10 protein-coding genes are annotated in these 10,422 nt (G+C 45.2%); 3 read left to right on the forward strand and 7 right to left on the reverse strand.

Annotation, left to right across the window (positions count from 1 at the left end; all coding sequences use genetic code 11):
* The first annotated feature begins 205 nt into the window (after positions 1-205).
* Positions 206-538: a (2Fe-2S) ferredoxin domain-containing protein gene (locus QT974_RS15535; RefSeq protein WP_333469362.1), complete on the forward strand. Its 333-nt coding sequence runs from the start codon at positions 206-208 to the stop codon at positions 536-538.
* Here the strand turns inward: QT974_RS15535 and QT974_RS15540 are convergent.
* From QT974_RS15540 to QT974_RS15565, 6 genes are all read right to left on the reverse strand, one after another.
* The gene (locus tag QT974_RS15540; protein ID WP_333469363.1) at positions 535-816 is read right to left on the reverse strand and encodes an HNH endonuclease; all 282 of its coding nucleotides are present in this window, start codon (positions 814-816) and stop codon (positions 535-537) included. The two genes, QT974_RS15535 and QT974_RS15540, sit on opposite strands and share 4 nt — an antisense overlap.
* 224 nt (positions 817-1,040) lie before the next feature.
* A complete protein-coding gene (locus tag QT974_RS15545) occupies positions 1,041-1,667 on the reverse strand; it encodes a cytochrome c oxidase subunit 3 (RefSeq protein ID WP_293220070.1) in 627 nt (208 codons plus the stop codon).
* Between the two features lie 358 nt (positions 1,668-2,025).
* Complete coding sequence (ctaD, locus tag QT974_RS15550; RefSeq protein ID WP_333469364.1) at positions 2,026-3,837, reverse strand: cytochrome c oxidase subunit I; 1,812 nt, start codon at positions 3,835-3,837, stop codon at positions 2,026-2,028.
* 72 nt (positions 3,838-3,909) lie between these two features.
* The gene (locus tag QT974_RS15555) at positions 3,910-4,917 is read right to left on the reverse strand and encodes a cytochrome c oxidase subunit II (RefSeq protein ID WP_333469365.1); all 1,008 of its coding nucleotides are present in this window, start codon (positions 4,915-4,917) and stop codon (positions 3,910-3,912) included.
* A 604-nt stretch (positions 4,918-5,521) separates the two neighbouring features.
* On the reverse strand, positions 5,522-6,283 hold the full coding sequence (locus QT974_RS15560) for a class I SAM-dependent methyltransferase (RefSeq protein ID WP_333469366.1): 762 nt from the start codon (positions 6,281-6,283) through the stop codon (positions 5,522-5,524).
* Positions 6,284-6,732: 449 nt separating this feature from the next.
* A complete protein-coding gene (locus tag QT974_RS15565) occupies positions 6,733-6,948 on the reverse strand; it encodes a hypothetical protein (RefSeq protein WP_333469367.1) in 216 nt (71 codons plus the stop codon).
* Positions 6,949-7,030: 82 nt separating this feature from the next.
* On the opposite strand from QT974_RS15565, the gene QT974_RS15570 reads away from it, so the two are divergent.
* A complete protein-coding gene (locus QT974_RS15570) occupies positions 7,031-7,417 on the forward strand; it encodes a LysR substrate-binding domain-containing protein (protein ID WP_333469368.1) in 387 nt (128 codons plus the stop codon).
* A 157-nt stretch (positions 7,418-7,574) separates the two neighbouring features.
* Here QT974_RS15570 and QT974_RS15575 read toward each other — a convergent pair whose 3' ends face one another.
* A complete protein-coding gene (locus QT974_RS15575; protein WP_333469369.1) occupies positions 7,575-8,588 on the reverse strand; it encodes a S66 peptidase family protein in 1,014 nt (337 codons plus the stop codon).
* A gap of 174 nt (positions 8,589-8,762) precedes the next feature.
* Between QT974_RS15575 and QT974_RS15580 the strand changes: the two genes are divergently transcribed.
* Complete coding sequence (locus tag QT974_RS15580) at positions 8,763-10,196, forward strand: carotenoid oxygenase family protein (RefSeq protein WP_333469370.1); 1,434 nt, start codon at positions 8,763-8,765, stop codon at positions 10,194-10,196.
* Positions 10,197-10,422: the final 226 nt, after the last annotated feature.

Raw genomic sequence — 10,422 nt, forward strand, 5'->3', positions numbered from 1 at the left:
GTATCTGCGGTTAGCCGATTCATCCCAGATTTATGTAGCGCGATCGGCAATGGTTGACATCAAAAGGTTGAGCGTGATTTTTGGATTAGCACGGGAACTCGTCCAAAATCTTTATTGATTCTCTGATTATTTGAGTATATATGGCCGCACCTATTCCCATTCTACAAAAATAGCATACAAAAAGCAGAGTGTCAAGCAAAAAAACATGAAAATCATCGAATCTTCGAGGCGAGTTCTTGTTTGTCAAAGCCGCACTTGTCGCAAGCAAAATGCAGCCAAGGTACTGACAACTTTTCAGCAATTGTGCGGTGCAGAAGTGGAAGTTGTCGCTAGCAGTTGTTTGGGACAGTGCGGTAACGGGCCGATGGTGTTGGTGCTACCAGAAGAGGTTTGGTATAGCGGTGTTTCTGCTGAAGAAGTTGCGGCAATTACCGATCGACATTTGCGGGGTGGAAAGCCGATAGAGGCGATGCTTTATCGTAAGTTTCACCGCCATTCTGTAGGGGCGGTACCCCCAAACCCGCCCGCCGATGTTTAAGCTTTTTTGCCGTGTACTTGAATGCGTTTGTCGGTTTTTTGCTTCTTCACCCAAGAGACAAATTTCTGGAGTTGAGGATCATTTTTGAGCTTTTCTAGGGTGTTGAGCTCTTGGGCGAGGTGTTTGTTGTCAAATAGCGAGTGTATCTGGCGGTGACAAGCGGAGCAAATGTCGATCGTCTCGCTGGGATCTTCGTTTTTACGCTTGGTGTTTTGTTTGGGGATGAGGTGGTGGGCGGTTAATACTTCCATTGGTCGATCGCACAATTCGCACTGCATAATTTCCTCAATGCTGGTGGATGGGAGAATTGCTTCTTTTAATTTAGCGTCATTTAGGCCCGGGTTTGATCGTTCGGACTTTAGTCCTCGGATTGATGCGGACTGAAGTCCGAACGATCAAACTGTCGATCGCACTTCGCAAACAATAAAAAAACCCCAACCGGGGGTCTTAATTTCAGGTGGGGCAGGCATCTTGCCTGCCCGCTAAGTAGAAAAGCCTACGCTCAAATTATGTACAGCAGCACAAACAAAACAATCCAGATCACATCGACAAAGTGCCAGTAAATCTCAGTTGCTTCGATGCCGAAGTGGTGTTCGCTAGAATAGTGACCGGCAACGCGCGATCGCCAAACGACCCCAGCCATCAGCACCACTCCAAACGTCACGTGCAAACCGTGAAAAGCAGTCAAAACGTAAAAGCAACTGGCATACAAATTAGTTGTCAAGCCAAACTCTAAATGAGTGTATTCGTAAACTTGACCGCACAAGAAAACGACGCCCATAGCGATAGTCACGAGCAACCAATTTCGCATACCCGTCGCATCATTCTTTTTGATCGCAGCATCCGCATTGTGAATCACAAAACTACTAGCAATCAGAATCACCGTGTTAATTCCCGGCAGCAATAACTCGCGATCGGGTGTACCTTCAGGCGGCCACATCGGGGCCATTGCCCGATAAATCAAATACGCGGCAAACATACCCATAAATATCATGCCTTCAGAACCCAAGAACACAAGTACGCCTAGCATTCTGTGGTCGGGATGTTCTTCACCGTGGGCTTCTATTTCGGCGCTGTGGTGGTAATTTAGAGCCGTTTTTTCGGGATCGATCGCTGGAATTTGTTGCATAATAAATTGCTAGTTGAAGGAAGAAGGAAGTTCGGCAGCGGATTATGTAACGGATGTAACGGATGTAAAGGATGGAAGGAAGAGGGAAGAAGACATTAGTGCCAACAATTGCCTGAAAATCTTTGTATCTCTCGTTTATAGCGGAGGCTCGATCCCCCTAAATCCCCCTTAACAAGGGGGACTTTGAGAAGTGGACGGTTCCTGCATTCTCAAGGGGAGCTTTGAGTGCTTCTTGTCCCCCCCTTAAGAAGGGGGGCTAGGGGGGATCGAGAGCTTAATCGTCAGACAGCAGATCGGTACTACGTTTGACTTGTTTGTTGACATTAATGACTGATGACTGATGACTGATGACTGATGACTAATTGCTATCTTGACTTTCATCAGCAGCAGAATCAAGGTTTATCTCCGATTCAGGCTCGACCAAAGTTGCAGTACCGCCAAAGAAAGTGGAAGCTTGGGCCTCTGCAATCGGAATACCGCGTTTCTGGGCGCTGGCGCTGGCGATCGCATTTTCCCTCAATTTCAACTTGAGACGTTCCCCAGTATTTTGAATTTTTTCCATACCGTAATCGTAAGGCCCGGTTGCCAATACTGGTATTCCTTCAAAATTTTCGATCGGGGGTGGCGAAGTCGTCATCCATTCCAAACTTAAAGCTTGCCAAGGATTGTCACCTGCTTTGGGGCCGTATCTCCAACTCCAAATCACGTTAACAATAAACGGGATTGTAGAGACTGCCAGCATATAAGCGCCCACAGTACAAATGACATTAATCGTGGTAAATTTTGGGTCGTACATTGCCACCCGGCGGGGCATTCCTTGCATCCCCAAAGCGTGCATCGGCAAGAAAGTTACAGTAAAGCCCACATAGGTTAATACAAAGTGGACTCTACCCCAAAATTCGTTAAGCATCCGCCCCGTCATTTTGGGGAACCAGTGGTAAAAAGCAGCGTAAATTCCAAACACTGAGCCGCCAAACAGCACGTAGTGCAAGTGAGCGACGATAAAATAAGTATCGTGAACGTGAATGTCGAAGGGTACGGAAGCTACCATGATCCCGGTGATGCCACCGAGGAGGAATGTTGAGATAAAACCCATCCCAAATAGCATCGCACTGACGAGTCGGAGTTTGCCACCCCAAATAGTCGCTAACCAGCTAAATATTTTAATCCCAGTGGGCACGGCGATGATCATGGTGGTGATCATGAAAAACATCCGCAGCCAGCCGGGAGTGCCGCTGGTAAACATATGGTGCGCCCACACGATTAAGCCCAAAAAGCTGATGGCGAGACTGGAATAGGCGATCGCCAAATAACCAAAAATTGGCTTGCGCGAGTGCACTGGCAACACTTCTGAAATCACCCCAAAAAAGGGCATGATCATAATGTAAACTGCCGGGTGCGAATAAAACCAGAATAAATGCTGGTAGACGACCGGATCGCCGTTACCAGTCGGGTTAAAAAATGCCGTTCCTGCTAACAAGTCAAAGGATAGCAAAATCAAGGCTGCTGCTAGCACTGGAGTAGCAACTAAAGTCAGCGCTGAAGTCGCAATCATTGCCCAGCAAAACAAAGGCATTTCATTGAGACTCATGCTCGGAACCCGCATCGTGAAGATGGTAACGGCAAAATTTACCGCACCCAAAATCGAAGAAGTTCCCAGGAACAAAACGCTGAGAATCCAAATTTCTTCTCCCATTTGAGCAGTAACTAAGCTCAAAGGCGGATAGGAAGTCCAACCAGCCTGGGGAGCTCCTACAAGAAAACTGCTCAGCAGCAACACGCCGGCTACGGGAATCATCCAAAAAGCCAGGGCATTGAGCCGGGGAAATGCCATATCTTTTGCCCCAATCATCAGGGGAATCAAAAAGTTAGCAAATCCGGCACCGGCGGGGACAATCCATAGGAAAATCATCACCGTGGCGTGAACAGTAAATAAACTGTTATAGAGTTCCGGGGTGACAAAATCGGAGTCGGGAGTGGCGAGTTCGGTTCGCACTAAGGTAGCCATCACGCCGCCGATTAGATAGAATCCAAAAGTTGTAACTAGGTATTGAATACCGATGACTTTGTGGTCGGTATTAAATGTGAAATAATCTCGCCAATGTCTATCGGCGGGTGCTGTTCCGCGAGCATCTATGTTGGCAGTTTCTTGGAACTGTGCTTGTGTCATAGTTATTAGTCATTAGTTATTAGTCATTAGTTATTTGGTCTGGATTAAATATCCATTTCCAGGAACTAATTACTATTTTTCGTGATGAGTTGGATGAAGTTGTTCTAGACTTTCGGAATTGATTTTTATTTCCCTGACGTAGGGAGCTAAGAATTCCCCGTCTGACATTTTTTCGGGATTGATGGCAACTGCTTGCTCTAAGTTTTGAGCGCTAGCAACTTGCTGTTCTTTCACCCAACTGTCGAAGTCTTCGGGTGTGTGAACGAATGCTACAGCTTTCATTGCTCCGTGATATGCGCCGCACAATTCAGCACAAACAATTCGGTATTCGCCGACTTTGTTTGGTATAAATCTTAGTTCGCTTTCTCGCCCAGGAATTGCATCTTGTTTGAGCCGAAATTCGGGCATCCAAAATGCGTGCAGCACGTCTTGAGCTGCAAGATTTAGCTGTACGTCGCGGTTGAGTGGCATATGCAGTTCACCGGAACTAACGCCACTTTCTGGATAGCTAAAAATCCAGGCGTACTGCAAACCCATGACGTTTACAACTAAGTCTGCTGGTTTTTCTTCGTTTTCTGGGGCAGCACCTACGCCTAGGGCAATTTGTTTTTCTGGCTGAATTTGAGGAGCTTTTTGTGGTGTATCTGACAGCGTGCCTGCGATCGCACTTCCGCGCATTTTAGAGTGCGATTGCATTGTACCATGATCGTGATTACCCATCGGGTCGAGGCCACCCATTGAGTTGTAAATCTCAAAACTGTAGACTCCGATACCTAAAATAATCACCGCTGGTAGGGCTGTCCAAAGAATTTCTAAAGGAAAGTTATCATGCCAAGCTGGCCCGTCTGTATTGTCTCCTTCACGACGGCGATATTTAATTACAGCAACGATCAGCACTCCGTGGACTAGGATAAATAATCCTATGGAAAGTGTCATCATTGTGTTGAATAGTCCGTCTATCTGCGATGCTTGAGCCGAGGCGGCGATCGGCATTAATCCATGATTCTGGCCGTACCAGAGACTGATCAGAGTCACTCCGATGCCGACGAGCATGGTGAGGATGGAACTTGGAATGTTCACAAAGAAATCCGGTAAGTGGGAAGCGAGTCTTTATATCTGAGAGGAAAACGACGCGACGGTTTCAACACATTCAACTGCGCTCAGTGACCGCCGCCTTGAATCCCCTTTCGGGGTTAGAGAGGTATGGTTGCCCCTAGAAATGGAGATATGGTTGTCTCCTTTCTCCCTTGCGGGAATGTTCGTGCAGACCTGGTTATAAAGGCTTGTTAAACCTGCAACACTGTCAAGAGTCACTTTAACTTAATTGCAGGTGACAGAGCCCAAAACTGGCGTAGGATTCAAGGAGTATCGTGACCGATGGAGGACGGCTCCTTTGACAATGGGTCTGGTCAGAACAGCTTGCAATTTTTTACAAGCGAGCGTGGACTTAGCCATGAGTTCCTGACGCTGGTACTTTTTAGTAGCGACACTTCTTCACTAAAAAAATGAATGAAGCGCCTTTGGGTTATCAATTTTTAATTGTAAATGGTATTTTTAGTAAATGGTCTATCTTAAGGCTTACTTAAGGCTTAGTATTTTTGGGCGATCGTCTGTTCGGATTGATACGGGTTATGTCCCTTGACAAAAATCAGAAAAAGTGGTAAAAAATTTGTTTTTTTTGCTACTAAATTTGAGATTGTTTCTCAAACACCATTAAATGCTGCTGGGGTAACATATCTTTTGTCTCTTTCCATACTAAACCGACGGCGGCCATTTCTTTTTTAACCTGCTGCTGAGTCATTTTGTGCAAACCTTTAATGGGAAGCAGCGGATTTTCGCCCCGATACTCGATCGATACCGTGCGGCCTCCCGGCTTGAGGGCTTTGACAATTCCTTGCATCATTTCTCTGGGATAGGCAAATTCATGGTAAGCATCAACCATCACAACTAAATCGACGCTGTTTTCCGGCAAGTTCGGATTGTCGATAGTTCCCAAAATAGGCTGAACGTTAGAAATATTTTTTTCTTGTTTGTTCAACTCAATAAAATTAATCATCTCCGGCTGCACGTCTACTGCTAAAACCTTTCCTTGTGGAACTAAGGGAGCGATGCGAAAACTAAAATATCCGGTTCCAGCTCCAATATCTGCTACAATGTCTGTTGGTTTCAAATCGAGATTGTTGACTAATCGAGCTGATTTTTCTTCCATGCCGCGCGAGGGTCTTTCCAACCAACCGGCACCTTGATATCCCATGACTTGGGCAATTTCTCGACCCATGTAAAATTTGCCGGTGCCGTCGGGATTGTGGACGGTTCGCTGTTGATAAATTGGGTCTGTGTTGGTTGTGTCAGTTGCTTGTGTTGCTGTACAAGCGTTTTGCGATAACAGGCAAATTATTGTCAATACAATGGCGGTTAATGATTTAATGATTTGTGGTTTTTTCACGATCTTTTGGATTGGGTATTTGAATGTTTGATGAACAATGAAATTAATCTCAAAATCTGCGATTGCTTGACTGCGTTTACAGTGACGGAATTAAGCAGGCTCGTTTGTTGTTGGTGGTCTCTGCCAGGATTTACGGGGTGGTAACCCGATTAAAACCGATAACTTAGATAGTTGAGACAGATTTATGGTAAAAAAGATGGGCTTTAAATTGTTAAACTGCCCATTGATGCCAAAGGTTCCCTATATCTTACCAAATTTTTTCCCAAAAATAAACAAAAATTTTGAATGATTGAATATCTGACAATTTGAGTTTTTATGAAGCTAGCTCAAGTTCGGAGTCAGCGCTTAGCGGCTAGAACATTCAGCCTGGGATTGCGAGCAAATTTGAAAGCAGGCGGCGCGGGGTTTAAATATTTCTTTTTTGTACCTCTGCTAAATATTCTAACCAGCTATGTTTGACCAAGTAAATATATCTGAAAAACCATTTTAAAAATAACAATCAAAAGAGTTGATAGAAGGCAGCCGCCAAACAAAAATATCTTTGCCAAAAATCTCACAAAAGCAGGAGAGAGCATTGCTATTTGTAGCGGTTGAGTCACGTAATTGATATTTACGATCGCCAAAGCGGTTTGTGTTGCCAAAGTTAGCTCGATCGCAGCCGTCAATGACAGCCTCCGTTGGTTCCGATCGCGCTCATCACATCATAATTGAGTCTAAGCAGTTTGACACTCCTGGGATCAGATGAGCGTGAGGATTCTTAGTTCAGACTTTAAAAATCGCAATTGCCTTGCTGTTATTTCAGCTTGGACAGGGAAGAGTTACGATTGGCAATTCCAGCAGGAAGGTAAAGCAATTTCGCAACAGGTGCAGGGTAACATTCGCCTAAACTGCGGTGAGGCGCTGTTGGAAACTGCGATCGCGGGGACGGGCATCGTGCAGTTGTATAACTATGTTGCAGCAAGAGCGAGCGCCGATGGAAAACTCCAATCGCTGCTGCAAAATTTTGCACCGCCGGGTTTACCTATCTCAGTAGTTTATCCTGAAAAATGCCATGTTTCTGCTAAGGTTCGTGCTTTTGTGCAGTTGGTGGAGGAACTCGCGGCAGAGTTAAAGCATAAGGGGATTGTTGGGTAAATTTGTAATAGTATATGTCGTCAATTACTCCTCACAAAAACTGTTATATAGTTAGGAATTAAAGTCCGCATTGATGACTCTTGAGTCTCGACCATCAATACAAACCAACACAACATGATTAGTTTAGTTGGTTTGTGGTTGCTGGGAGTTAGAAAAATTATTTTACTGCGGTTTCTAAGAGTTTAATTGTACCGGAGCTGGCGTCAATTTCTACTTTCAGCCCGATCGGCAATGTGAACTTATCTCGGATGTGTCCCGTCATCGAACCGTACCAGGCGGGAATATTCAAGGGCCGGATGCGATCCGTAAAGACTTGAGCTAAGGTGAGGGACTCTTGGGGTTTTTCTGCCTCGCATTTGGTACACTGTCCGAAAATAAAGCCAGATATTTTATCGAGAATGCCCGCTAATTTTAGCTGCATCAACATTCGATCGATGCGATAAACTTCTTCGCTAACTTCCTCGACAAACAAAATACTGTTTTCCCACTCCGGCAAATAAGCTGAACCCATCATGGTTGATATTACTGATAAGTTTCCGCCGATGAGTTTGCCGCTAGCTGTACCGCGTCGGATTGTTTGAATGGGAAAATTTTTGGAGTTTTGCAAGGTAACAGCATCTGCGTCAAACAAAACTTTTTTGACGTAATCGACTGTAAAGGAACTCCAACTGGAGACACCTAGAGGGCCGTGAAAAGTAACTATATTAGTTTTAGCATGAATTGCCAATAATAGGGCAGTAATATCGCTGAATCCCATAATTATTTTGGGATTGTTGCGGATAGTATCGTAATTCAAAAGCGGCAAGATGCGACCGCAGCCCCAGCCGCCCATCCCGGTAAAAATAGCTTGCACTGAGTCGTCGGCAAAGGCGGCGTTGACATCGGCGGCGCGATCGGCATCTTTGCCTGCTAGATAGCCGTAGCGGTCGTAAAAATGCTCTCCCAGTTTAACTTTTAAGCCGAGGTTATCCAGAACTTTAAAAAATTGCTGGACTTCTTTTGCGTAGTTGAAGGCGGCAGGATTGATTAAAGCTACGGTATCGCCGACTTGCAGGCGGCGTGGTTTAATAATAGTTGGGGGAAATAGGTTGTTTTGGGCGATCGGCAAAAGTTGAGTACCAATAGCAGTCAGTCCAAAAGTTCTCAGTAGATAGCGGCGGGGCAGAGTCATAGATGTTATCGCCTTTTTAAATTAAGTGATGTACAGGTCTAGATTTTAGATTGGGGGATTGAGGAATTGATTAATTGGTAAATACCTTACTTGCTGGAGAACGGCTATAGGTGATTTGTGGTATAATTGTATAGCAAAACTTATGCCTGCTCAGCTAAAAATTGCCAGTTTCCAATGAAAACAGACAGTAAAATCTCATCTAAAAAATCCTGGGCAAAATCTTTAGCCCGTCCTGCTGCGGAGTTTCCTCTGACTCAGCTATCGGTTAAAACTGGTAAAATTCCAGACGGATTGCGCGGCACTCTTTATCGCAACGGGCCCGCACGTTTGCAACGCGGCGGCATGAATGCGGGACATTGGTTTGACGGCGACGGTGCAATTTTGGCGGTGGATTTTACGGATGCCGGTGCTGTGGCGCTTTATCGCTACGTGCAAACAGCGGGATATCAAGCTGAAGAAAAAGCTGATAAATTTCTCTACACTAATTACGGCATGACTGCACCGGGGCCTGCGTGGTTGCGGTGGACTAAACCTGTTAAGAATGCTGCCAATACTTCTGTTTTAGCTTTACCCGATCGCCTTTTGGCATTATGGGAAGGTGGCCCGCCTCACAGCCTCGACTTGGAAACTCTGGAAACTCAGGGAATCGACAATTTAGGTAATTTAGATAGTAAATTTGCTTATTCAGCTCATTGTAAGCGCGATCCGATTACTGGGAATATTTTTAACTTTGGAATTACCCCAGGTTTGAAAGCTAAGTTGAATGTTTATAAGAGTGATTGTACAGGAAAAATTGTTAAAAAAGCAACAGTTACTTTAGATGGAATACCGCTGTTGCACGATTTTGTACTTGCTGGCAAGTATCTGATATTTTTTGTGCCACCAGTGCGGCTAAATCTGGGTTCAGTGTTAGCTGGGATTGGCAGTTACGGCGACTCCTTTGAGTGGAAACCAAAGTTAGGAACGCAAATATTAGTTTTTGACTCGGAAACTCTATCTTTAGTTAGTCGCGGCGAAACCGATGCTTGGTTTCAGTGGCATTTTGCTAATGGTTTTGTCACCGAAGATGCTTCCGTGGCGGTAGATTTTGTGCGCTATACGGACTTTAAAAGTAATCAGCGACTTAAGGAAGTAGCGACAGGTGAAACTCGCACCGATGCGGTGGGGACAATTTCCCGAGTGCATCTCAATCCTCTGACGGGGAAAGTGACAGAAATAGAGGAATTGTTGGATAAAGCTTGCGAGTTTCCGATCGTACCTGCTGCCGAAATCGGGCAAGCGTCGCGGTATATTTATCTGGCAATGAATCGACCGGATGTGGATAATATAGCGGAACTTTACGGGGCGATCGCCCGTTTGGACACGAAAACCCGCAATCTCACAATTGCCGACTGCGGCGAAAATCGCTATCCCACAGAGCCTATCTACGTTCCAGATATTTCGTCGGAGAAAGGTTGGATTTTGACGGTTGTTTATGATGGCAATTCTGATAGTAGCGAAGTGTGGATATTTGACAGCAATGGACTTTCTAGCCCCCCTGTTTGTCAGCTAGAATTGCCAGGTGTCATACCTTTGGGCTTTCACGGTACTTGGAAATCGACCGTCTGAGAAGATTGTAAAGAACTGTTGCGGAAGATTTATTAAAAATTGTTGTCGCTTTAGCTTCAAGTTGTTAAGGTGTGTGTAGTAAAGAAATTTTCATATCTAGGAGGTGTGGAATTTATGATTTACATTGCTCGTATATCCTCTGCCAATTTGGACGATTTCCCGGCGAATATCCTCGGCGAATAAATTCGCGGCTACACAGGCAAAGTCTGCCTCCGCAGACTGAAGA

Source organism: Microcoleus sp. BM001215392, assembly GCF_036700185.1.
Classification (GTDB): domain Bacteria; phylum Cyanobacteriota; class Cyanobacteriia; order Cyanobacteriales; family Microcoleaceae; genus Microcoleus.